Origin of the sequence: Chromohalobacter sp. HP20-39, from assembly GCF_033052815.1 — a bacterium.
Lineage (GTDB): Bacteria > Pseudomonadota > Gammaproteobacteria > Pseudomonadales > Halomonadaceae > Chromohalobacter.
On the sequence record NZ_JAWHTP010000014.1, the window covers coordinates 1 to 23,842 of the forward strand.

25 protein-coding genes are annotated in these 23,842 nt (G+C 59.3%); 5 read left to right on the plus strand and 20 right to left on the minus strand.

Features of this window, described 5'->3' with window-relative positions:
- From tolA to RVY79_RS16360, 10 genes are all read right to left on the minus strand, one after another.
- Positions 1–520: cell envelope integrity protein TolA (gene tolA, locus RVY79_RS16315; protein ID WP_317465511.1), on the minus strand; the 520-nt coding region annotated here is incomplete at its 3' end.
- 9 nt (positions 521–529) lie between these two features.
- On the minus strand, positions 530–970 hold the full coding sequence (gene tolR, locus RVY79_RS16320) for a protein TolR (protein ID WP_317465512.1): 441 nt from the start codon (positions 968–970) through the stop codon (positions 530–532).
- 10 nt (positions 971–980) lie between these two features.
- Entirely contained in the window at positions 981–1,658 is a 678-nt protein-coding gene (tolQ, locus tag RVY79_RS16325) for a protein TolQ (RefSeq protein WP_411161735.1), read from the minus strand.
- A 51-nt stretch (positions 1,659–1,709) separates the two neighbouring features.
- Positions 1,710–2,105: a tol-pal system-associated acyl-CoA thioesterase gene (ybgC, locus tag RVY79_RS16330; protein ID WP_317465515.1), complete on the minus strand. Its 396-nt coding sequence runs from the start codon at positions 2,103–2,105 to the stop codon at positions 1,710–1,712.
- Complete coding sequence (ruvB, locus tag RVY79_RS16335) at positions 2,102–3,157, minus strand: Holliday junction branch migration DNA helicase RuvB (protein ID WP_317465516.1); 1,056 nt, start codon at positions 3,155–3,157, stop codon at positions 2,102–2,104. The genes ybgC and ruvB overlap by 4 nt, the downstream gene beginning before the upstream one ends.
- Positions 3,158–3,166: 9 nt before the next feature.
- Positions 3,167–3,781, minus strand: coding sequence for a Holliday junction branch migration protein RuvA (gene ruvA, locus RVY79_RS16340; RefSeq protein ID WP_317465517.1), 615 nt, complete (start codon positions 3,779–3,781; stop codon positions 3,167–3,169).
- An 80-nt stretch (positions 3,782–3,861) separates the two neighbouring features.
- Positions 3,862–4,401 carry a crossover junction endodeoxyribonuclease RuvC gene (gene ruvC / locus RVY79_RS16345; protein ID WP_317465518.1) on the minus strand — a complete coding sequence of 180 codons (540 nt, stop codon included), beginning with the start codon at positions 4,399–4,401 and terminating at the stop codon, positions 3,862–3,864.
- A gap of 43 nt (positions 4,402–4,444) precedes the next feature.
- A complete protein-coding gene (locus RVY79_RS16350) occupies positions 4,445–5,194 on the minus strand; it encodes a YebC/PmpR family DNA-binding transcriptional regulator (protein ID WP_317465520.1) in 750 nt (249 codons plus the stop codon).
- 103 nt (positions 5,195–5,297) lie between these two features.
- On the minus strand, positions 5,298–7,082 hold the full coding sequence (gene aspS, locus RVY79_RS16355; protein WP_317465521.1) for an aspartate--tRNA ligase: 1,785 nt from the start codon (positions 7,080–7,082) through the stop codon (positions 5,298–5,300).
- A 67-nt stretch (positions 7,083–7,149) separates the two neighbouring features.
- Positions 7,150–7,407: an FmdB family zinc ribbon protein gene (locus RVY79_RS16360; RefSeq protein WP_246898261.1), complete on the minus strand. Its 258-nt coding sequence runs from the start codon at positions 7,405–7,407 to the stop codon at positions 7,150–7,152.
- A 219-nt stretch (positions 7,408–7,626) separates the two neighbouring features.
- Between RVY79_RS16360 and RVY79_RS16365 the strand changes: the two genes are divergently transcribed.
- The 3 genes from RVY79_RS16365 to RVY79_RS16375 are packed head-to-tail and all read left to right on the plus strand — an operon-like array spanning position 7,627 to position 10,513.
- Complete coding sequence (locus RVY79_RS16365; RefSeq protein ID WP_317465522.1) at positions 7,627–8,568, plus strand: D-2-hydroxyacid dehydrogenase; 942 nt, start codon at positions 7,627–7,629, stop codon at positions 8,566–8,568.
- 28 nt (positions 8,569–8,596) lie between these two features.
- Positions 8,597–9,517: a ribokinase gene (locus RVY79_RS16370; protein ID WP_317465524.1), complete on the plus strand. Its 921-nt coding sequence runs from the start codon at positions 8,597–8,599 to the stop codon at positions 9,515–9,517.
- A 51-nt stretch (positions 9,518–9,568) separates the two neighbouring features.
- Complete coding sequence (locus RVY79_RS16375; protein WP_317465526.1) at positions 9,569–10,513, plus strand: nucleoside hydrolase; 945 nt, start codon at positions 9,569–9,571, stop codon at positions 10,511–10,513.
- A 53-nt stretch (positions 10,514–10,566) separates the two neighbouring features.
- Here the strand turns inward: RVY79_RS16375 and yccX are convergent, their stop codons facing one another.
- Positions 10,567–10,839, minus strand: coding sequence for an acylphosphatase (gene yccX, locus RVY79_RS16380; protein ID WP_317465528.1), 273 nt, complete (start codon positions 10,837–10,839; stop codon positions 10,567–10,569).
- The gene (locus tag RVY79_RS16385) at positions 10,832–11,794 is read right to left on the minus strand and encodes a YihY/virulence factor BrkB family protein (RefSeq protein ID WP_317465530.1); all 963 of its coding nucleotides are present in this window, start codon (positions 11,792–11,794) and stop codon (positions 10,832–10,834) included. The genes yccX and RVY79_RS16385 overlap by 8 nt, the downstream gene beginning before the upstream one ends.
- A gap of 140 nt (positions 11,795–11,934) precedes the next feature.
- Between RVY79_RS16385 and RVY79_RS16390 the strand changes: the two genes are divergently transcribed.
- On the plus strand, positions 11,935–13,038 hold the full coding sequence (locus RVY79_RS16390; RefSeq protein WP_317465531.1) for a bifunctional nicotinamide-nucleotide adenylyltransferase/Nudix hydroxylase: 1,104 nt from the start codon (positions 11,935–11,937) through the stop codon (positions 13,036–13,038).
- 20 nt (positions 13,039–13,058) lie between these two features.
- Here RVY79_RS16390 and RVY79_RS16395 read toward each other — a convergent pair whose 3' ends face one another.
- The 6 genes from RVY79_RS16395 to RVY79_RS16420 all read right to left on the minus strand — a co-directional run bounded on the left by RVY79_RS16395 (position 13,059) and on the right by RVY79_RS16420 (position 19,978).
- Positions 13,059–13,976: a LysR substrate-binding domain-containing protein gene (locus RVY79_RS16395; RefSeq protein ID WP_317465532.1), complete on the minus strand. Its 918-nt coding sequence runs from the start codon at positions 13,974–13,976 to the stop codon at positions 13,059–13,061.
- An 82-nt stretch (positions 13,977–14,058) separates the two neighbouring features.
- On the minus strand, positions 14,059–15,483 hold the full coding sequence (gene cls, locus RVY79_RS16400) for a cardiolipin synthase (RefSeq protein WP_317465534.1): 1,425 nt from the start codon (positions 15,481–15,483) through the stop codon (positions 14,059–14,061).
- Positions 15,484–15,572: 89 nt separating this feature from the next.
- On the minus strand, positions 15,573–17,078 hold the full coding sequence (locus RVY79_RS16405) for a fumarate hydratase (protein ID WP_317465536.1): 1,506 nt from the start codon (positions 17,076–17,078) through the stop codon (positions 15,573–15,575).
- A gap of 199 nt (positions 17,079–17,277) precedes the next feature.
- Positions 17,278–19,308 (minus strand): excinuclease ABC subunit UvrB, encoded by a 2,031-nt coding sequence (gene uvrB / locus RVY79_RS16410; RefSeq protein ID WP_317465537.1) that lies wholly within the window; start codon positions 19,306–19,308, stop codon positions 17,278–17,280.
- Between the two features lie 55 nt (positions 19,309–19,363).
- Complete coding sequence (locus RVY79_RS16415) at positions 19,364–19,765, minus strand: OsmC family protein (protein ID WP_317465538.1); 402 nt, start codon at positions 19,763–19,765, stop codon at positions 19,364–19,366.
- Positions 19,766–19,786: 21 nt separating this feature from the next.
- Entirely contained in the window at positions 19,787–19,978 is a 192-nt protein-coding gene (locus tag RVY79_RS16420) for a hypothetical protein (RefSeq protein ID WP_317465539.1), read from the minus strand.
- 159 nt (positions 19,979–20,137) lie between these two features.
- Here RVY79_RS16420 and RVY79_RS16425 point away from each other — a divergent pair, with 159 nt between their 5' ends.
- Positions 20,138–21,184, plus strand: coding sequence for a folate-binding protein (locus RVY79_RS16425; RefSeq protein WP_317465541.1), 1,047 nt, complete (start codon positions 20,138–20,140; stop codon positions 21,182–21,184).
- On the opposite strand, the gene RVY79_RS16430 is transcribed toward RVY79_RS16425, so the two are convergent.
- Both RVY79_RS16430 and RVY79_RS16435 read right to left on the minus strand, forming a co-directional pair.
- A complete protein-coding gene (locus RVY79_RS16430) occupies positions 21,175–21,954 on the minus strand; it encodes a TatD family hydrolase (protein WP_317465542.1) in 780 nt (259 codons plus the stop codon). The genes RVY79_RS16425 and RVY79_RS16430 overlap by 10 nt on opposite strands.
- Before the next feature lie 66 nt (positions 21,955–22,020).
- Complete coding sequence (locus RVY79_RS16435; protein ID WP_317465544.1) at positions 22,021–23,610, minus strand: peptide chain release factor 3; 1,590 nt, start codon at positions 23,608–23,610, stop codon at positions 22,021–22,023.
- Between the last annotated feature and the right edge of the window lie 232 nt (positions 23,611–23,842).

Sequence of the window (23,842 nt, forward strand, 5' to 3'; positions counted from 1 at the left end):
CTTCCGCCTGGCGTTTCCGCTCAGCCTCGGCTTCCGCCTGGCGTTTCCGCTCAGCCTCGGCTTCCGCCTGGCGTTTCTGCTCGGCCTCGGCTTGGCGTTGAGCTTCTGCTTTCTGACGCTGCTGTTCCGCCTCAGCCCGCTGCTGAGCTGCACGCTGGGCTTCTTCCTGCAAGCGCTGCGCTTCGGCTTGGGCTTCTTCCACGACACTTTCCGGCACCTTGACACCGCTATCGGCCGTTGGTTTATCGGACGCTTCGGGCGGTGGCGATTCCTCGGGTTGCGACGCATCCTTCTTTGCTTCCGGCTGTGAAGCCGACGGCGGTGTGGACTCCTCCGTCTGCTGCGGTTGATCCGTTGCCGTCTCAGCACGCACGAGCGTTGCCTGAACCACTGATGAGGAGGTTGGGTCGGAGGCGCTTTCCGGCCATTTGATGATAGTGAGCATCAGCACCGCAATATGCACGCCAATAGCCAGCAGCACGGGCCAGCCATAACCTACACGGCGTTCACGTTTTGCCATGTCGAGGCCTCACTCTTCACCGCCGGAAGGGGGTTCGGATATAAGCCCGACATTACCCACTCCCGCGCTTTGCAACGTACTCATCAACGTCACGATCTGACCATAGGCAACATTGCGATCACCACGCACCATAACAGGGGTGTTGGCGTGGCGGCTCAACATGGCCTGGACCTTTTTTCCGAGTTCATCAAGGGCAACGGGCGTCTCCTCGTCTCCCAGGGAGATGTAATATTGCCCTTCACGATCTACCGACACGATCAGTGGTTCTCGCTCATCGGTGTCGATGGGGTCGGAAGATACCTGCGGCAACTCGACATTGACCCCTTGATTGAGCATCGGTGCAGTAATCATGAAGATCACCAATAGCACCAGCATCACATCGATGAACGGGACGACATTGATCTCGCCCATCGGCTTACGCCGCTGTCGACGATGATAGGATCCGTACATGCTCTCCCCCTCAGGATGCTGCGCGTTCGCTACGTCCCTGCAGGTTACGGTGCAGGATGGCGTGGAATTCCTCGGCGAAGTTTTCGTATTTGCCGAGCAAGCGTCCCGCATGGGCGGATAGCCGATTGTAGAAGATCACTGCGGGGATGGCGGCAAACAGCCCCATGGCTGTGGCGACCAACGCCTCCGCGATCCAGGGCGCGACGGTAGACAGCGTGGCCTGCTGTGCCATCGACAAGCTCTGGAAAGACCCCATGATGCCCCATACAGTGCCGAACAATCCGATATAGGGGCTCGCCGAAGCGACGGTGGCCAGGAAGGTAAGGTGTAGCTGCAAGCGGTCTTCCTCACGCGATAGCGCGACGCGCTGGCCCCGTTGCACGCCTTCGAGCACTGCATCGATGCTGCTGGTTTTGGCCATTAGACGATTGAACTCGCGAAACCCGGAGCGGAATACGTGCTCGGCGCCGAGCGACTCTTGCTCGGCGGGCAAGTCGCGATAGAGCTCATTGAGGTCGACCCCGGACCAGAAGCGGTCCTCGAAGTCCCGATATGCCTTTGCGGCGCGACGCAGCGCGATGCCACGTTGAAAAATGACGATCCAGGAGGCTATGGAGGCCGCCAGGAGCAAGAGCATGACCAACTGAACGATCAGGCTAGCGTTCATGATCAGATGCGGAATGGACATGGAGTCGTTCACGGCAGTCCTCGTGTCGCTTGAGAGTTCGTTTCGCTTGGGTTATCCGTGCATGAGTGGATGCAGCGCATCCGGCCAACGCACGGGTTTAAGCCGAGAAGCCTCGAGGCAAACAATGTCTACCCGGGCTTCGCACAGTCGTTCCCCGCGACGTGTCACTGTCTGGGCGAATGTCGCGCGGCAGGCAGTGGATTCGACGACGTCTGCCGTGATGTGCAGTTCGTCGTCGAGGTGGGCGGGCTTGGCATAACGGCACTCCAGTTGATGCACGACCAGTTGGATACCTTGCGCCAGCAAGTCGCGCTGGGTCAGGCCATAGTGGTTTAGCCATTCGCTGCGTGCCCGCTCCATATATTTGAGATAGTTGACGTAATAGACGATGCCGCCGGCATCGGTGTCTTCGATGTAGACCTTGACCGCATGCGTGAAACCGCTCATGCATCGCCCTCCTGTCGCTTATCGTCAAGCGACGGCGACGCGATGACGGCATCGGTCGGCGTCAGGCCGAAATGTTCGTAAGCCAGACGTGTGACCACACGTCCACGTGCGGTGCGCATCATGAACCCCTGCTGGATCAGGTACGGTTCTAGGACATCTTCGATCGTGTCGCGTTCCTCACTGATCGCGGCCGCCAAGCTATCGACGCCGACCGGACCACCATCGAACTTCTCAATCATCGCCATCAATAGGCGCCGATCCATGTGGTCGAGTCCATGGCGATCGACATGCAGCATGTTGAGGGCTTGGTCGGCAATTGCTTCGTTCAGGCGACCGTCGCCGCGCACTTCGGCGAAGTCGCGCACGCGTCTCAGCAGACGATTGGCGATGCGTGGCGTGCCACGCGCGCGGCGAGCAATTTCGGCCGCACCTTCACGGTCGGCCTCGACCCCCAACAAATGCGCCGAACGCACCACGATCTCGGTCAACTCGTCGACTGCGTAGAATTCCAGCCGCTGCACGATACCGAAACGATCGCGCAGCGGCGAAGTAAGCAGTCCCGCACGCGTGGTGGCGCCCACTAGTGTGAAGGCAGGCAGATCGAGTTTAATGGAACGCGCGGCGGGTCCTTCGCCGATCATGATGTCGAGCTGATAATCCTCCATCGCCGGATATAGCACCTCTTCCACCGAGGCGGGGAGGCGATGGATCTCATCGATGAATAACACGTCACCAGCTTGCAGGTTGGTGAGCATGGCGGCGAGATCGCCGGCGCGCTCGAGTACGGGGCCGGAGGTCGATTTGATATCGACATCCATCTCGGCGGCGATGATATTCGCCAGCGTGGTCTTGCCCAAGCCGGGCGGCCCGAAGATGAGGGTATGATCGAGGCTGTCGCCGCGCTGACGGGCCGCGCTGATGAAAATATCCAACTGCTCGCGTACACGGGGCTGACCAATGTACTCGGCAAGTCGCTGCGGGCGAATGGCATGATCTACGTGCACCTCACTTCCCTGGGGTTGCGCTGCGATCAGGCGGTCAGTATCGATCATTCGCGGTCCTTAACCTGCCATCTTGCGCGTCAGGGCGGCCTTGATCAGGCCTTCCGTGGAGAGGCTATCGTCCAGCCCTGACAGCATGCGCGAGGCTTCAGTGGGTTTGTAGCCCAAGGCCACGAGGGCCGATTCCGCATCGGCGAAGGGATCGGCAGCAGGTGCTGAAGGCGAGGCGCCCAGCTCGAGAGCATGCAGGCCGTTTTCCTGCTCGAGCTGCCAATGGGGGAAGCGGTCACGCATTTCCACGACCAAGCGATCGGCGGTTTTCTTGCCAACGCCGGGGAGACGTGTCAGCGCCTTGCTGTCGTCTTCCATGACGCAGCGGATGAAGGCTTCCTGATCCATGCCGGAAAGAATCGCCAAGGCGAGCTTGGGCCCTACCCCATTGACCTTGATCAAGGCGCGAAACAGCTGACGCTCCTCGCCGCGTGCGAAGCCATACAGCAGATGCGCGTCCTCGCGCACCGCAAGATGCGTGTGAAGCTGGACCTCTTCGCCCACTGCCGGCAATGCCAGCAAGGTGGTCATGGAGGTCTCAAGCTCATAGCCGACGCCGCCGACATCGACGACGATCCACGGCGGTTGCTTTTCCAGCAGGGTGCCACGCAAGCGTCCAATCATGCACATCGAGTCCTTCGATTGACTGGGTTGACACTATACTGATCCACCCCGCGACTGACCAGCACTCGACATGCGGCGTCTCAGTCGGGGCGGAAATCCCGCCAACGCTGACGAGAACCGCTTCGCCGACGCCCGCCCGCCGCTGACAACGAGCGTCCCTGGCGGGCATAGGCGTGGGTCAGAGCGATGGCCAGCGCGTCGGCGGCATCGGCCTGTGGCGTGCCGTCGAGCCCCAGAATCGCCGTCACCATATGCTGTACTTGATCCTTGGTCGCCGCACCGGTGCCGGTGACGGCCTGCTTGATCTGAGTGGGTGCGTACTCGAAGACCTCGAGTCCGTGATTGGCGGCGCAGACGATGGCCGTGCCGCGTGCCTGCCCCAGCTTGAGTGCCGAGTCGGCGTTCTTGGACATGAACACCTGCTCGATGGCAATTTCATGCGGGCGATGCACGCCGATCAACTCGGCGATGCCGGCATACACCTGGGCGAGTTTCTGGGCCAATTGGTCGCTCTTGATACGGATGCAGCCGCTGGCAACGTAACGTGGCGTCGCCGAGGCGACATCGACGACGCCGTAACCGGTGATGCGCGACCCGGGATCGATTCCCAACAGGATCATTGACTCATCATCTCCGTGGCGCCACTAATTCGTGTCACGCCACTCACTCGAGTTCCGCCATGACAGCATCGGAGAAGTCGGCGTTGGAATAGACGTTCTGCACGTCGTCGAGGTCTTCGAGCATATCGAACAACTTGAGGACCTTGCGCGCCGTGTCAACATCGTCGATGGGGGAATAGTTATCGGGGTAAGACCCGACATCGCTTGCAGTAGGCTCGATGCCCGCCTCGATCAGCGCGTCCTTGACCGCACCGAAGCCTTCCACGGAGGTCACGATTTCGAGCGTGTCATCGTCCTGAGTGACGATATCCTCGGGTTCGGCGGCCAGTGTGGCCTCCATGGCGGCCTCTTCGGAGATGCCCACCGGCAGCGTCAACCGCCCTTGCTTATGGAACATGAAGGCAACGGAACCGGACGTACCCAAATTACCGCCGTTCTTGTTGAAGGCGTGGCGCACTTCGGACACCGTGCGATTGCGGTTGTCGGTCATGCACTCGACCATCACGGCAACACCTTCAGGGCCATAGCCCTCATAGACGGTTTCTTCCATCTCGTCGCCGTCAGTATTGCCAGCGCCGCGCTCGATGGCACGCTGGATGGTGTCCTTGGTCATGTTGTTGGCCAGCGCCTTGTCGATGGCGGCGCGCAGGCGCGGATTATCTGCCACCTCGCCCCCACCCTGGCGAGAGGCAACGGTCAGCTCACGAATGAGCTTGCTGAAGATTTTGCCGCGTTTGGCATCCTGGGCGGCCTTGCGATGCTTGATGTTCGCCCATTTACTATGGCCTGCCATATCGACGTCACTCCTTGAAAAAACAGGCGTTCACGTTTGCAGGACACCCGGCGCCGAGACGACGCCGGGAAAACGAGAATGACGCGGGATTCAGCGGCGCTCGTCAGGACTCGCCGCTGCCACCTTGCTGCGCCTTCTGGCGCAAGCGAATGTTGAGTTCCTTGAGCTGCTCGGCACTGACTTCGCCCGGGGCATCGGTCATCAAGCAGGCGGCACTCTGCGTCTTGGGAAAAGCGATCACTTCGCGTATGGTCTTGGCGCCGCTCATCAGCATGACCAGACGGTCGAGACCGAAAGCCAGTCCGCCGTGGGGAGGTGCGCCGAACTTGAGGGCGTCGAGCAGAAAGCCGAATTTCTCTTCCGCTTCGTCGTCGCCGATGCCCAGCACCTCGAAAATCGCACGCTGCATCGCCGGATCATGAATACGGATGGAACCACCGCCCAGCTCGGTACCGTTCAAGACCATGTCATAAGCGCGTGACAATGCATCGGCGGGGTTGGCCTTGAACGCCTCCGGCGAGCACGACGGCGCGGTAAACGGATGATGCAAGGCGGCCAAGCGGCCGTTGTCGTCGGCTTCGAACATGGGGAAGTCCACGACCCACAACGGTGCCCACGCTTGGGTATAAAGGTCGAGGTCCTCGCCGAGCTTGACGCGCAAAGCCCCCAGTGCCTCATTGACGACGCGGGTCTTGTCAGCACCGAAGAAGATGATATCGCCGTCCTCGGCTCCCACCCGGTCGAGCAACGACTCAATGATGCCTTCCATGAACTTGACGATGGGCGACTGCAGCCCTTCGATGCCTTTGGCGCGCTCGTTGACCTTGATCCAGGCCAGTCCCTTGGCACCGTAGATGTTGACGAAATCGGTGTAACCGTCGATTTCCTTGCGTGACAGCTTGGCGCCGCCGGTGACCTTGAGCGCCGCGACACGCCCATCATCGGCCTTGGCTGGACCGGAGAACACCTTGAAGTCGACATCACGCATCAGATCATTGACATCGACCAGTTCGAGCGGAATACGCAGATCGGGCTTGTCCGAACCGTAGCGGTTCATCGCTTCGCTGTACGGCATCTTGGGGAATGCCGGCAGGCTGACATCGAGCACGTCCTGGAACAGCTGACGGATCATGTCTTCGGTCAATGACATGATGTCGCTTTCTTCGACGAACGAGGCCTCCAGGTCGATCTGAGTGAACTCGGGCTGGCGATCGGCACGCAGGTCTTCGTCACGGAAGCACTTGGCGATCTGGTAGTAACGGTCGAAGCCCGACACCATCAAGAGCTGCTTGAAAAGCTGCGGTGATTGCGGCAATGCGAAGAACTCGCCTGGATGCGTACGACTCGGCACCAGGTAATCACGAGCCCCTTCCGGGGTGGCACGCGTCAGAATCGGCGTCTCGATATCCAGAAAGCCTTGGGCTTCGAGATAGGCGCGTACGCTATGCGTGATCCGCGAGCGCAGCCGCAGCTTGTCGATCATCTCCGGGCGGCGCAGATCGATGTAACGGTGCTTGAGACGGATCTCTTCGCCAACCTTGCCATGCTCGTCGAGCTGGAACGGTGGGGTAACCGCCGTGTTGAGTACTTCGACGTCCGAGGCCAGCACCTCGATCATGCCGGTGGGCATGTTGGGGTTCTGGGTACCTTCGGGGCGCAGGCGAATGCGTCCGCGAATGCGCAGTACAAACTCGTTGCGGGCACGATCGGCATTGGCGAACGCCTCGGGAGTATCGGGATCGACCACGACCTGGGCAATACCATCGCGGTCGCGTAAATCGAGGAAGATGACTCCCCCGTGGTCGCGACGACGATGTACCCAGCCGCAGAGAGCGACTTCCTGATCCACCTGGGTTTCGTTCAATTGACCGCAATAGTGACTGCGCATGTCTTATCCTGTTTCGTTGCGTATTTCATGGGGCGAGTTCGGCGCCGCCCGAACGGCGCCGAACGCGTCAGGCGGGCGTCTTGCCGCCAGTCTCGGTAGACGTGGAGGGCGCGGAAGCCTCTCCCGCGAGATTGCGTTTTTGCCCCGATTTGAAGTCGGTTTCATACCATCCGCCACCGGCCAGGCGAAAGCCTGCCGCGGAGACCAGACGTGATAATTCTGCGCGCTCGCAGCGAGGACAATCGGTCAACGCTGCTGCGCTGACTTTTTGCAGCTTTTCCAGGCGATGGCCGCAGGCCTTGCACTCATACTCGTAGATGGGCATGGTTCTCACCATTCAAGTCATCAAGAAAGCGCCCGCGCGAACCACGCGCGGTGGCAGGGATATAGGGCCGGAGGTCGCACTTTCCAAGCCTTTTCCGAAAGCCGCTCATTATAGCGCGTTGCGCCACCCAGCGGGCAAGCGTATCAGGGCTCGATATCATGCAGCTTGCCGCCACGATGCCAGACTCACTTCACTTCGTTAAAAGAAAAAGGACGTTGCATGAAAGCCGTGATTCTCGATGCCGCCAGCCTCGGCGACGATATTGACCTCTCGCCGCTGCACGAGGCGATCGATACCCTCGAGGTCCATGCGCATACCGCGATCGATGAGCGCCAGGCGCGTCTCGACAACGCGGATATCGCGATTACCAACAAAGTCGTGCTGGACGACGAACTGCTCGCTTCCCTGCCCGATCTCAAGTTGATCTGTGTGTTGGCGACAGGCACCAACAATATCGCCATGGAGACTGCCCGGGCCCGGGGCATCGAAGTGCGCAACGTCTCCGCCTATGGTACGGCGAGCGTAGCGCAACATACCCTGATGTTGATGCTTGGCCTCGCCAACCGCCTGCCGCTTTACATGCGCGATGTCGCCGCCGGTCGCTGGAACGAAAGTGCCTTGTTCTGTTTGCTCGATCATCGCACTTTGCAATTGGCTGGCAAGCATCTCGTCATCGTCGGTCATGGCGAGCTCGGGCGCGCCGTGTCACGGTTAGCCGAGGCCTTCGGGATGCGCGTCACCTTTGCCGCGCGCCCCGGCAATGAAGCGCAGGATTCGCGCCCTTCCCTCGCGTCACTGGCGAGTGAACTCGATGTGCTGAGCCTGCACTGCCCGCTAACCGATCAGACACGCCATCTCGTCGACGCCGAGATGCTGGCTCGTTTCAAGCCCGGCGCCTTGCTGATCAATTGCGCGCGGGGCGGTATCATAGACGAAAGCGCCGCATTGGACGCGCTACGCGATGGCTCGCTTGGCGGGCTCGGCGTCGATAGCTTACCTGAAGAACCCCCGCGTCAGGGGCATGCGCTCATCGACGCCATGGACGAGGCGCTCAACCTTATCGTCACGCCGCACAGTGCTTGGATCTCGCCGGAAGCCCGCGCCAACGTGGTCGCTCTGACGTGCGACAACCTGCGCGACTGGCTCGCCACGCGCGCTTAATACATAAGCTTTGAAGCCGGGAGCTTGCATGCTTTACAACTACGGTTCCATCAATATCGACCACGTCTACCGCGTCAGTCATCTGGTGCGCCCCGGCGAGACATTGTCCAGCCAGAGTTTCACCCAGGTACTAGGCGGAAAAGGTGCCAATCAGTCATTGGCCATGGCACGTGCAGGCGGTGACGTTACGCATTGGGGGCGTGTGTCGCAGAACGACCGTTGGGTGCTGGAAATCCTTGCTCAAGCGGGCGTCAATACGTCTGCCATCGAACTCACCGCCGATGCCAGCGGGCATGCCATCATTCAGGTCGATGATCACGCCGAGAACGCCATCATTCTCAGCCCCGGGGCCAACCACGGCTTCAGCGAGCGTCACCTCGACGCCCTCATGACCTCAGTAAGCCCGGACGATTGGCTGCTGCTGCAAAACGAGTGCAATGCACTCGAAAGTGTCATGACGCTTGCCGCGCGCCATGGCATGCGCATCGCTTTCAACCCCGCGCCCCTAGGGGCCAATGTGCACGCCTTGCCGCTCGAGTTGTGCCAGATACTATTCCTCAATCGTGGCGAAGCCGCGGCCTTGGCGGGGCTCGACGAACACGCGGGGGTTGCCGAGCTCATGGATGCCCTCTATCAACGCCTGCCCGAGGTCGAGCTGGTGTTGACGCTGGGACGTGATGGTGTGCGTTATCAGCATGGCGCCCAGCGCCTCGAGCTTCCGGCTTTCCCTGTCGAAGCCGTGGATACGACCGCGGCCGGCGATACCTTCATCGGTTATTTCATGGCCGCACGCCAACGCAACGGGCCCATCGAGACGTGTCTGCAGGAAGCGAGCGCCGCCGCGGCCTTGTGCGTGCAACGCAGCGGCGCGGCGCCAAGCATCCCGCTTGCCAGCGAGGTGGCGGCGTCCTCTCGTGATTGGTCGGCGCGCGACATCTTGCGTCATTGATGTAACGGCGCCTCTTTGGGTTACTTGGCTATTATTTGAAACAGGATTTTCATGACAACACCTCTGATTTTCGATACCGACCCTGGCGTAGACGACGCCCAAGCCATTGCCATTGCCCTGGCGCATCCCGAGATCGAATTGCTCGGCATGACCACGACCTACGGCAATGTCGATATCGATACCGCCACCACCAATGCGCTGCTACTCGCGGAACTCGCCGACCAGCGCATCCCCGTCGCGCAAGGTGCAGCGGCGCCCTTGGTAAAGCGCAAACATCCGGCGCCGACACATATTCATGGCGACAACGGGCTGGGCAATCATCCCTTGCCTACTCCGAGCCATCGCGCCGAAACGATCAGTGCACCGCAGTTCATCGTCGAGCAGGTCAATGCCCGTCCCGGCGACGTCACGCTGGTTGCCGTGGGCCCACTGGGCAACCTGGCCGCCGCGCTGCAGCTCGATCCGAGCATCGTCGATCGCGTCAAACAGGTTGTCGTCATGGGGGGCTCGATTCGCGAAGGCGGCAACGTCACCCCCGTCGCCGAGGCCAATATCTTCAATGACCCACATGCCGCCGCACGTGTATTGACGGCAGGCTGGCCACTGACCTTGGTAGGGCTCGATGCCACGCATCGCTGCGTGCTCGCCCCCGCGCAGATGGACAAGATTGCTGCAGCTCAAGGCAAGCTGGGCGAGGTGCTGGCCGGAAGCTATGCGTTTTATCGCGCCTTCTACCGTACCGCGCTGGATATCGATGGCTGTTGCCCACACGACAGCTGTGCCTTGGCATGGTTGATGCGCCCGGAACTCTTCACCACCGTGCGCGGACACTTGAATGTCGTCACCGATGGGGACGCCGAAGGCCAGACGCTGTTTGCACCACAAGAGCGTGCTTTCATCGATCCCCGTTGGTCACGCACGCCGCGCGTCGATGTGTGCATGAACGCCGACGGTGAGGCCGTCGTGGACTGGATCGTCGAGACACTGACCCACTGAGAACCGTTGCCCCCGCCTTACTTGGCTTACACCGGAACGCTTCGGGGGCAGTTTTAACCCAGCTCGAAGGCATTCGGAGGCGTGATGTCGAATTTTTCGCATTCGACATGGGTGACGCGCGCCGCCGGTGGTCCTTGCCATAACCAACGCACGACACGGTCTATGGCTGTCGATTCGCCGCATAGCAGCACTTCGACACGGCCGTCGCCGAGGTTCCGGGCATGCCCCTTGAGCCCTTCCCTTAACGCTTGATCGCGTGTCGCGGCGCGAAATCCGACGCCTTGCACGCGGCCGGTGACCCATGCCTTGAGACAATGTTCATGCATGGCTTTCTCCTTTTCTTTCAGGCGTCGCGCTGGTGGCCGCCGCATATCCTGAAGAATCCACGAACTCGCGCTTGACCAGGGCCGCAGAATTGCGCGGCACGATACGCTTGCCACGTGCTTCGAGATGGCTGCGGGTAAAAGCGGCGCCATACAGTAGAATCAGCGAACTGTAGTAGACCCATAGCAATACCAGAACGACTGACCCCGCTGCACCATACGTCGACGCCGTGGCGGTATAGGCTAAATATGCGGCGATGGCGTAACGCCCGATGGCAAATAGCACCGCCGTCACGACCGCGCCGACCATAACATCTCGCCAGCTCACCACGACATCCGGTAACACCTTGAAGATGGCGCCAAAAAACAGCGCAATTACCACTAACGAGACGAGGAATTCGGCACTGCCGAGAAGCGCATTGACCCCCGGAAGCCAGTCGCTGGCATACCTGAAAAAGGCGCGCAGCATTACGCTCATCACCAACGACACCATGAGGATGAAACCCACCGCCAGCACCACGGTCAGTGACAGCAGACGTTTCTTGATAAATAGCAGCAGGCTATTGCGATCGGGACGCGCCGTTACGCCCCAAAGCGTATTGAGGGAGAATTGCATCTGCGCGAAGACGGTAGTCGCCCCCACCATCAGCGCACCGAAGCCGAGTAAGGTTGGTAAGATGCCGGAGCTTTCGATGCGCGACTGCGCCACCGCTTGCTGAATCGCCATGGCGGCATCCTGACCCATGGTATCCTGCAATTGCGCCACAATCTGGCCTTGTGCGGCATCCTCACCAAGTACCAATCCAATCACGGTAACCGCGATGATGATCGTCGGGGCCAATGAAAACAGGGTGTAAAACGCCAAGGAACCCGCGAAGCTGAATGCATTGTGTTCAAACCATAAGGTCGCGGCATTGACGACGATTCGGTACCAATAGCGCGGCGAAAGATTGATCACGGACGCTCCTTGTCGGAAATGATGAATGACGGGCACAACGTAGCTTGGTCTCAGGATAGCGCAGATGCCCCGGCCTCCGCTTATATTGCAGAGCCCCTAGAGGCTGCCCATAATGGCTCGGCCCTGCTGACGGAGCTTTCATGTCCAACGCCACCACGCCCTTTTCTTCCTCCGATACACCCTATGCCTTCGATTGCCTAGTCTTCATCGGGCGCTTCCAGCCGCCGCATCGGGGACATATCACCGTCATATGCGAGGCGCTACAACAGGCGCGGCAGGTGATCGTCATGGTGGGGTCCGCCTGGCAGGCCCGTTCGCTGCGTAATCCCTGGCGTTTCGAGGAGCGTCGCGACATGCTGCGCGAATGCTTCGACGCCGAAGACAACGCGCGACTCGAAATCACGCCGTTACTGGATGCGCTCTATAACAACGATGTTTGGGTACGCGATGTGCAACGTCGGGTGCGCGATGTAGTCGTTCCCCAAAAAGGTCGATTACCCCGAATCGGTTTGATCGGTGCCAGCCGCGGTCAGTCGAGCTACTATCTCACGCTGTTTCCACAGTGGGAGTCGGTCAGCGTCCCGCTGGTCAGTGATGTCTCGGCCAGTCGAATTCGCGAGGCGCTGTTCGGCCAACCGGCATTGGCAGGCGATTACTTGGCCCGCGAGGAAAGCAGTGGTCTGTCGGCGCCGGTCCGCGACATGTTGCGGCGCTTTATCGAAACGCCTGAATGCGCGCAACTGTGGGAAGAACAGCATTTGCTCGAGCAGTATCGTGAGGCCTGGGCGCAGGCGCCCTATCCCCCGGTGTTCGTGACCGTCGATGCTGTCGTGGTGCAATCCGGGCATGTGCTACTGGTCGAGCGACGAGCGGCGCCTGGCAAGGGGCTGCTCGCCTTGCCAGGAGGCTTCATTCAGCCCCAGGAACGCTTGCTTGATGCCTGCTTGCGCGAGCTGCGTGAGCGGGTGCGTCTGAAGATCCCCGAAGCCGTGCTCAAAGGCTCGCTGCGTGGCCAGCGCTTGTTCGATGAGCCTCACCGCAGTTGGCGTGGCCGAACTCTGGCGCAGGCTTTCTATTTCGCCCTACGGCCCGAACAGCAACTCCCAAAGCTCAAGCCCTCACGCAGTGGCGAGCAGGCGCATTGGGTGGCATTGGCTGATCTCGACCCCGAAGCGTTGTTCGAGGATCATTTTTTCATCATTCAGAACTTTCTAGGCTTGCCGGCCGGCATGGCCACCCCGTGACGCGACTCGCTGTCAGATGTTCACGCCTGAAGGAAGTCGCGCGGTAACTTCATCATCTGCCGCCAGAGCTTCTCGACGCCGGGCTTGTGTACCAGCGAACATCGATACAGGCGAATCTCCAGGGGAATGTCCCATTGCGGATCTCCCGCGCGGACCAGGCGTCCTGCGGCGAGTTCTTCGCGTATGCAGAAATCGGGAATCCACGCCATGCCGACCCCTTGCAGGGCCATGCCTTTGAGACCTTCCGCCATGGCGGTCTCATAGACAGTTTTGAGGCGCATGCGTAGCGGGTCGTTCTTGAGCAGCATGCGTACGCTACGTCCCAGAAAGGCGCCTTGGGTATAGGCGAGAAACGGGATGCCCGCCTCGTCGTCCAGCGCAAAGCGTGGCGTGCCGTCGGCGTTGGGCACGCACACCGGCAGCATTTTCACCTGACCGATGGAAAATGAAGGAAAGGCCTCGCCGTCGAGCTGCATGCTGGCATAGGGATCGTAATACGCTAGCATCAGGTCGCAGTTGCCTTCGCGCAACACATGAATGGCATCCCCGACGTTCATGGCTACCAACCGCGTGGGCAGTTCACCCACGCCCTTTTGCAAGCGCGAAATCCAACGCGGGAAAAACGTCAACGCCAGCGAGTGCGCGGCGACGATATCGAGCGCTTCATTGGCCATCGACAGGCCGCGCAAATGGGCGAGACATTCGCTCAACTGTTCGACCATGCTGCGTGCCGTGACCAGGAACAACTGCCCTTCCGGCGTCAGCCCAATCGGGGTCGTGGAACGGTCGACCAAAGTGGCACCCACAGCTTGCTCCAGGGAACGGATGCGTCGGCTGAAAGCAGGCTGGGTGACGTGCCGTTGTCTCGCCGATGTAGAGAAGCTGCGTGTATTGGCGAGGGCCACGAAATCTTCGAGCCACTTGGTTTCAAGATTCACCGGTACTCCTGATGGTCACGCAGTAAATGTACGAAAGACGCAAAGCATGCCATAGACGCCGTGTCCCGACACGCTGCGGATGTCATTGTATGGGCGCTAGCAGATATGCTGCGCGGGAGACGAGCTTACGCCAGATGGGACGATTGTTGAGTTCATCCAGCGAGACCTCTCGACAGACCGCGAAATCCCGGCGCAGCATGTCCTCGACCTGACCGGCAAACGTCGCATCGGGTATATACGCGGTAATCTCGAAGTTGAGTCGAAACGAGCGGTTATCGAGATTGACCGATCCGATAAGCGCCGTTTCGTTGTCGACCAGGACGACTTTCTGGTGCAGGAACCCCGGCTGATAGCGAAAAATACGTACGCCGTGACGAATCATCTCGGGGAGGAAGGAAAAAGCCGAGAGGAAAACCAGCAGATGATCGGGACGCTCAGGGATCATCACGCGCACATCGACACCCCGCAATGCGGCAAGCTTCAAGGCATCTTGCACCCCTTGGTCCGGAACGAAGTATGGGCTGGTTACCCACAGTCGTTCATGGGCCCCATGAATGACATGCTGAATCAGCAGGCTTGCCGTCTCGCAGTTATCGGCCGGCCCGGAAGGTACGATCACCACGTGCTGGCACTCCTCGCAGGTGACCGACGGCTCCCAGTTCAGGGATAGAATCTCTTCAGTGGCCCAGTACCAGTCTTCCCAGAAGGCTTCCTGCAAACCCATGACGCTCGGCCCGGTGAGCTTGATGTGGGTATCGCGCCAGGGGCCATATCGCGCCACCCTCCCTAGATATTCATCGGCCACGTTGAAACCGCCGGTCCAGCCCTCACACCCGTCGACGACCACGACCTTGCGGTGATTGCGAAAGTTGATCTGGAAACGGTGCCGCCAGCCTCGCGACGAGTTGAAGGCCGTGACCTCGATGCCCGCTTGCGATAACTCGTGCAAGTAGTCATTGGATAAACTGCGGCTGCCGATTTCATCGTAAAGCAGGCAAACCCGCACGCCCTGCTCTGCCCGTCGCATCAAGTGCTGCTTGAACAAGGTTCCGATTTCATCGGCGCGGAAAATGAAGAACTGTACGAGGATATATTCGCGTGCGGCATCGATTCCCTCCAGTAAGCTCTGGAAGGTGGTTTCCCCATCGATGAGCAGTTCGGCGCGATTACCTGTGCTCATGGGCATCATGGCCAGGCGTTCGACGGCTTGAATGCGCGTGGTGTCAAACGAGGGACGGGAAAAGAACGGCTCGAGCCGAGGTCTGAAACGCAATAGGACCTGGCGTAGTACGGTGTCGCGTTCACCGCGTGCGGAGGTGTACCCGTAGAAACGTGGGCGTCCGAAGATCCAGTAGATGGGAACGGCCAGATAGGGAAAGGTCAAAAGCGTGACGATCCAGGCAACCGCCCCTTGCGAGGTACGACTCGACATCAATGCCATGATCGCGGACAACGCGCCCAGCACATGGATCGTTACGATCAGGATACCGATCAGTCCGGATGTCATATCGGTTCCTCCCTGAAACCTTCGAAGCGCACGCTGGTTAAAAATCAGGCCCCGCGTGGACGGGGCCTGAGGCGATGATCATCGCATGATCATGCACTCGCGGCGATGATCTCTTTCCATTTCGCCGGGCCGATCTGGTGGACCGATTCGCCTTGACTGTCGACGGCCACGGTCACCGGCATGTCTTCGACATCGAACTCATAAATCGCCTCCATCCCAAGATCCTCGAAAGCGACCACGCGAGACTTCTTGATCGCTTGCGCCACCAAGTACGCAGCACCCCCCACCGCCATCAGATAAACGGCCCGGTTGTCACGAATCGCCTCGATCGCCATCGGCCCACGTTCGGCCTTGCCGACCATCCCTTGAAGGCCGGTCTGCTCGAGCATGGTCCGCGTGAATTTGTCCATGCGTGTGGCGGTGGTGGGGCCAGCAGGTCCGACGACTTCATCGCCAACCGGATCCACAGGCCCTACGTAATAGATGAAGCGCCCACGCAGGTCGACCGGCAGGGACTCGCCTTTGGCCAGCATATCGACCATGCGCTTGTGTGCGGCATCACGGCCGGTCAGTAGCTTGCCATTGAGCAGCAGCGTATCGCCCGGTTGCCAGGAAGCCGCTTCCTCAGCCGTGACGGTGTCCAGGTTCACCCGCTTGACGTTATCGCCCGTTTCACGCGTGATTTGTGGCCAGTCTTCCAGCTTCGGGGCGGGAAGCGATGCCGTGCCGCTGCCATCCAGCGTGAAATGCACGTGACGCGTGGCCGCGCAGTTGGGAATGATCGCGACCGGCTTGTTGGCTGCGTGGGTGGGATAATCCTTGACCTTGATATCGAGCACGGTCGTTAGCCCGCCCAGCCCTTGTGCGCCGATACCGGTGCGGTTGACTTGCTCGAAGAGCTCGAGACGCAGTTCCTCGGCACGATTCTCGGCACCACGGGACTTGAGATCTTGAATGTCGATGGGATCGAGCAAGGCTTCCTTGGCGAGTTCCATGGCCTTTTCGGCGGTGCCGCCAATGCCGATGCCCAGCATGCCTGGCGGGCACCACCCTGCCCCCATCTTGGGCAACTGCTCCAGGACCCACTCGGCGACGTTGTCGGAAGGGTTGAGCATCGCGAACTTGGACTTGGCTTCGCTGCCGCCCCCCTTTGCCGCGACGTGGATCTCAACCTTATCGCCGGGAACCAGCTTGTGATGGATGACGGCTGGCGTGTTGTCGCCGGTATTCTGACGCTTGCCGTCGGGATCGGCCAAGACCGAGGCGCGCAGCACATTGTCGGGAAGCTTGTAGGCTTGGCGGACGCCCTCGTTGATCATGTCGTCGAGGCTCATGTCGGCTTCCCAGCGGACGTTCATACCGATCTCGACGAATACTGTCACGATGCCTGTATCCTGGCAGATCGGTCGATGGCCTTCGGCACACATTCGAGAGTTGATCAGGATCTGAGCGATGGCATCACGAGCAGCGGGATTTTCCTCACGTTGATATGCCTCGTGCATGGCGTCGATGAAGTCTTTGGGATGGTAGTAAGAAATGAACTGCAAGGCATCTGCCACGCTCTGGATTACATCATCCTGGCGTATCACGGTCATGAAAGAGGCTCCTTATTATGGATAACACCCCGCGAGGTACCGTCAGGAAGCATCGCGAGAAACACAAACGCAGGATTATACCGAAAATGGGCGATCATGCCGGAGTATGATCGCCCAAAGTCTATTCAAATGATGTTTACTTTTAGCTGATGGTTTTTCTATAGTGTTGATAACGGTATAACCTTCATGGAGAAGGGATTTAACCCAACTCAAGCAACCGTGCCTTCAAGGATTGCAACTGATCGCGCAGCCGCGTGGCTTCTTCGAACTCCAGATTTTGCGCCGCTTCATGCATGGCGTCCTCGAGTTTGCCGATTTCCCGCGTCAGACCCGCGGCATCCATCTGATTGAGTTGCTCGGCACTGTAGTCCCCCGGAGCTTCGGCAACACGCTTGTCGGGTCGCTTGTGCCCTACTTTCTTACCTGGTGTCTGAGCCCCTTCCATGATGTCGGCAACCGACTTCGTCACCGTCTTGGGCGTGATGCCATGCTCTTCGTTGAACGCTATCTGCTTATCCCGACGGCGCTCGGTTTCGTCCATCGCCCGGCGCATCGAATCCGTTATCCGATCACCGTAGAGAATCGCCTTACCGTGCGCGTTACGCGCGGCACGTCCGATGGTCTGAATCAGTGAACGTTCGGCACGCAGGAAACCTTCCTTGTCGGCATCGAGAATCGCCACCAACGAGACTTCTGGTATATCCAGCCCCTCGCGTAGCAAGTTGATGCCCACGAGCACATCGAATTTCCCCAGTCGCAGATCGCGAATGATCTCTATGCGCTCGACGGTATCGATATCGGAGTGCAGGTAGCGGACCCGGATATCGTGCTCGCCTAGGTACTCGGTGAGGTCTTCGGCCATGCGCTTGGTCAACGTCGTTACCAGAACGCGCTCTCCCACGTCGGTCCGCAGCCGAATCTCGGAGAGCAGATCGTCTACCTGCGTACCCGCCGGACGTACCTCGATTTCAGGGTCGACCAAGCCCGTGGGACGCACGACCTGCTCGACGACTTGACCGGCATGTTCAGCCTCATACTTGCCCGGCGTCGCGGAAACGAAGGTGGCCTGCGGACAGATCCGCTCCCATTCCTCGAACTTCATGGGACGGTTATCCAGCGCCGAAGGCAATCGGAAACCGTATTCGACCAGCGTTTCCTTGCGTGAACGGTCGCCCTTGTACATACCGCCTACCTGGGGAACGCTGACGTGGGATTCATCGATGAACAACAGCGCGTCATCCGGGAGGTAATCGAAGAACGTCGGGGGTGGCTCGCCGGGAGCGCGGCCCGAGAGATAGCGCGAGTAATTTTCGATGCCATTGCAGTACCCCAGTTCGAGCATCATTTCGATGTCATAAAGCGTACGCTGCTCAAGACGCTGCGCTTCGACAAGCTTGTCGTTCTTGCGCAACCAGTCCAACCGCTCGGCCAATTCGGCCTTGATGTCATCCACGGCACCGAGGATCGTCTCGCGCGGTGTCACGTAGTGGCTTTTGGGATAAATCGTCATGCGCGGCACCTTGCCACGCACTTCTCCGGTCAGCGGGTCAAACAAGCTGATGGTCTCGATTTCGTCATCGAATAGCTCCACCCGCACCGCTTCATCTTCCGCATCCGCCGGGAAAACGTCGATGACATCGCCACGAACTCGATAAGTACCGCGACGGAAATCCATGTCGTTGCGGGTATATTGCAGTTCGGCGAGACGTCGCAAGAAGGTGCGCTGATCGATCAGCTCGCCACGGTTGAAGTGCAGGCGCATCTTCAGGTACTGATCGGGGTCCCCCAAGCCGTAAATGGCCGAGACGGACACCACGATCAGCGCATCACGGCGTTCCAGAAGCGCTTTGGTCGCCGAGAGACGCATCTGCTCGATATGGTCGTTGATCGAGGCATCCTTCTCGATGAAGGTGTCCGACGACGGTACATAAGCTTCTGGCTGATAGTAGTCGTAATACGAAACGAAATACTCGACCGCATTATCGGGAAAGAAGCTCTTGAACTCGCCGTAAAGCTGGGCGGCCAGCGTCTTGTTCGGGGCCATGACGATGGTCGGACGCTGTAGACGTTCCACCACGTTGGCCATGGTGAACGTTTTCCCCGACCCGGTGACACCGAGCAGCGTTTGATGCGCCAGCCCGGCGTTGTAGCCATGTATCAAGCCTTCAATGGCGGTTGGCTGATCGCCCGCAGGCTGGAATTGCGACTGAATGCGAAAGGGTTTGTTCATGAGTCTCACATAAGGGCGAGATAAGGGCCATTCAAGCCTCGACCGCGCTCGCGGATCAAGCCTGACGCGTGGTGATATCCACGTCGCTCACGGTCATCAGGCGTTGTATCGGGCAGCGATCGGCAATCTCGAGTAGACGATTCAGCGTCTCGGGATCATCGATACCCTCGAACGTCAGGGTCACGGTAAGCCGGTAATGGCCTCGTGCCTCATCGCTGGCATCGCGCTCCACGGTCGCGGTGATTGCCTCCACGGGCAAATGCTTGCGCCGGGCATACATGAGGGCCGTCATGGCCTTGCACGCACCAAGTGACAGATCGAAATAGTCGTGCGGATCTGGAGCGCTTTCATCGCCGCCCACTTCTCGTGGAGCATCCACCGCCAACGCCGAAAATTCCCTTACCGTCGCCTGCTGGCGAAGCGAGCCATCGCGTTGCGTAATGACCGTGATCGTCATGCCTACTCTCCCGTGTGGCAGTCAATGTGCCTTGTACCCTAACGCTTGGACGGTTTTCAGCAACGCCTCGCGCCGCACGCGCCCTTCCACTTCGGCACCATGACGACCGACTTCGGCCTCCTCGACGCCGTCCATCTCCATCAGGGCCGTGGTGATGCGATTGACATCCTCGGCACTATCGACCTCCTCGAAGGTCAGTGCTATACGCGCCATGGGAGCTTCTCCATTCGTTCATTCGTTTGCCGGTGGGAGTTTATCATGGCACAACGGCGACGCCGCGATGGTTGGAAAATCTCTTGCCCGCCCTGATATTCGTGAGTGACATATGAATACGGTCGAGCGACCGTCGCGTTCGCGATACGGAGTTATTCCATGAACGATTGGATCAGGCATCTTGAAACACAAGGGCTAGTGCGCGCAGCTGAGAATGAGTGGCACTTCGGCGAGGCCGTGTCCCAGGCGCGCGTGCCCTTGTCGTCCACGGCAATTGCGCCGTTGCCACAGTACTCGATCATGGAAATAGCCGGTCCCGATGCCGAACGTTTTCTTCAGGGCCAGACCAGCGCCCAGGTGTCGCTTGCCGATGGTGAGTTCGCGCCTTTGACGGCATTTTGTTCTCCCAAGGGGCGCGTGCTGGCCAATGGCCAATTGATGCGCGTGGACGAGACACGCTATTGGCTCGTGCTGGATATCGGCGTGGCCGACTCGCTGCACACGCATCTCGCGAAATACGCACCCTTTTACAAGGTCGAGATTACGCAGCCGGCAACGCAGATATTCGGTGTGCTGGGCGAGGACGCGGCAGCTCAACTCAAAGCACAACTCGATATCACTGCCCCTGCCACATGGGCCATGGCTCAAAGCGATACCACGGTCATCCTTCACCACCCAGGCCCGATACCACGGTTCATGGTCGTCGGCCTGGAAGATGCGGCTGTGTCTGCATGGAAGGCTTTCGAGAGCCTCGCTACGCCCGTCGGGAATGCAGTATGGCGTCTACAGGACATCCAGGCCGGTCTCGCCTGGCTGGGCGATGCGCAACGTGACAGTTATCTTCCTCAGATGATCAATTGGGAAGCGTTGGGTGGAATCAGTTTTCGCAAAGGCTGCTATACCGGTCAAGAAGTGGTCGCGCGGGCGCATTTCCGTGGCCAGGTCAAGAAGCGTCTGCTACGTGCTCAGTTGGAAAACGACACGCTACCGGCGCCGGGGACGCCCGTCCACGATGCTAACGGCAAGTCTCAAGGCGACGTCGTGTGCGCCGCCCTGAACGCAGATGGAAAAACCGAGGTACTCGCTATCATCACGCAGCGCGACGAGCCACGCGAGCTCAATGTCGATGGCGTGCCGCTCGAGCGCCTGGCGTTGCCCTATGCGATCGAACGTGTCGATCCGGAAAGCATGTCCCTTCAGGCCTGATGTGGCACCAATCCGAATAGGCGGCGCGCGGTGGCAGTGCTCTGCATTGCCACCGCGGAATAGGACTGTTCGCGGAGCCCGGCTACCGTTTCACAGACAGCATGAACTCGGGATGGCTCATTGCGTGTCCCCTGCGCTCCGGAAAGAGGCATGTCGGGACTATCGGTCTCGAGCACGTAACCATCGTCGGGCAGCGATCGTATAGCACGGCGCAGGCGCTTGGCGCGTGTGTAGGTCGCGCCCCCGCCGAGCCCCAGGACGAATCCCAACTCCAGAAATCCCCGAGCTTGCTCCGGACTTCCCGAAAATGCGTGTATAAGGCCACCGGCAGGCAATGCGAGCTGACGCAAGCGCTTTGCCACCTGGTCGTTGGCCTGGACACAGTGAATCACGACTGGCAGATGACGGCGCTTCGCGATACGCAATTGCGCATCGAAGAGTTGCCATTGACGGTCGAGATCATCAAGACGCGCATCGATGCCACATTCGCCGAGAGCGACGGCCTCGGGATGAGCGTCGAGCTGGGCTTCCAAAGCATCGATGTCTCCCGACGCGTGCACCGAAAGAAAGTAGGGATGCAGCCCATAGCAGACACTGATCTCCTTGCGTCGTCCCAGATCGGCTACCTGCAGCCAACGCTCACGCGTCGTTCCCGGGACGATGTAATGCTTTACTCCAGCATTGGCCGCACGCGCCAGTACAGCGTCGCGGTCTTCATCGAAGACATCGAAGTCGAGATGACAATGAGCATCGATCAGTGTAAAGGACATGGTGTGCCTCTCTCACCGACGCATCCGATAAGCGCGCGCCGGTGAAGACGAAACGCTAGCGAAGCTTCAGTGTTCACGTGTGGCACGGAATTCGACGTCCGGCCAACGTTCTTGCGTCATTTGCAGGTTGACGCGTGTCGGTGCTAGGTAAGTGAGATAATCGCCACCGTCCCAGGCAAGGTTAGTGCTGGCCTTGCGCTTGAACTCGTCGAGCATCTTGGCATCATTGCAGTATACCCACCGCGCCGTTTGCACATTGACCGGCTCATACAGGCAGTCGACCTTGTATTCCTGCTTCAGGCGATGCGCGACGACATCGAACTGTAGCGACCCTACGGCACCGACGATCAGGTCGTTATTGTCCATCGGCATGAACACCTGCGTCGCTCCCTCTTCCGAGAGCTGCTTCAACCCTTTTTGCAACGCCTTCATTTTGAGTGGATCACGCAGTCGCACACGCTTGAACAACTCAGGTGCAAAGTGCGGAATACCCGTGAAGCGCATATCCTCATTCAGGGTGAACGTATCACCGATTTGAATTGTGCCATGGTTGTGCAAGCCGATGATGTCACCGGGCCAAGCTTCTTCGACATGAGAGCGATCGGATGCCATGAAAGTCAGCGCATCGGCAATCTTGACGTCCTTGCCAATGCGCACGTGGCGCATCTTCATGTTCTTGTCGTACTTCCCTGAACACACCCGTAGGAAGGCAACACGGTCACGGTGCTTAGGATCCATGTTGGCCTGGATCTTGAAAACGAAACCGGTGAAACGTTGGTCGCTTGCTTCTACGGTGCGCTTATCGGTATCGCGCGCTAACGGAGAGGGGGCATATTCGACGAAACCATCGAGCATTTCACGTACCCCGAAATTACCCATCGCCGTTCCGAAATACACCGGGGTGAGGTCACCGCGACGATATGCGTCAAGATCGAAAGCATGAGACGCGCCACGGACCAGTTCGACTTCCGCACGCAACTCTTCAGCGGCCTCCTTGCCCAGCGTTTCCTCGACTTCGGGGTTATCGAGCCCTTCGATGCGAAGATCTTCCGGGATCCGGTTGCCCTGGCCCTGCTTGTAAAGGTGAATGACATCATTGTAGAGATGATAGACACCACGAAAATGGCGTCCCATCCCTACCGGCCAAGTCATCGGGGCGCACTGAATATTGAGTACCGTTTCGACCTCATCCATCACCTCGACCGGATCACGAATATCACGGTCCATCTTGTTGATGAATGTCAGGATTGGTGTCGTCCGCAAACGGCAGACGTCCATCAGCTTGATGGTGCGGTCCTCGACCCCTTTGGCGCCATCGATCACCATCAGCGCCGAGTCCACGGCCGTCAGCGTGCGGTAGGTATCCTCGGAAAAATCTTCGTGGCCAGGCGTATCGAGCAGATTGACGATTCGACCGTTGTACGGGAACTGCATGACGGAAGTCGTCACCGAGATACCACGCTCCTGCTCCATCTTCATCCAGTCGGAGGTCGCATGACGTTCGTCGCGCTTGCTCTTGACCGAACCGGCGAGCTGAATCGCGTTGCCGAACAGCAGCATTTTCTCGGTGATAGTGGTTTTGCCGGCATCGGGGTGCGAGATGATGGCGAAGGTCCGGCGTAATTCTGCTGCTTTAGCCACTTGGGTGTCTGACATCGATATACTTCGCTGATTTGCGGCAGTCGATGCTGATACAGCATCTGACTGAAAAGAATGGATTCTTGCCGCGAATTGTACTGCTTAGACGTGCATGTGGGTAGAGCCCCATAAACGACAAAACTCCGCCTCTTTAGAAGCGGAGGTTTCAGAAGAAATGCCTGACGAGGATCGGGGCGGCCTTCCGCCGGGCGGCGCGCCGCGACTCTCCATGGGGGGCCCTGGTGTCTTT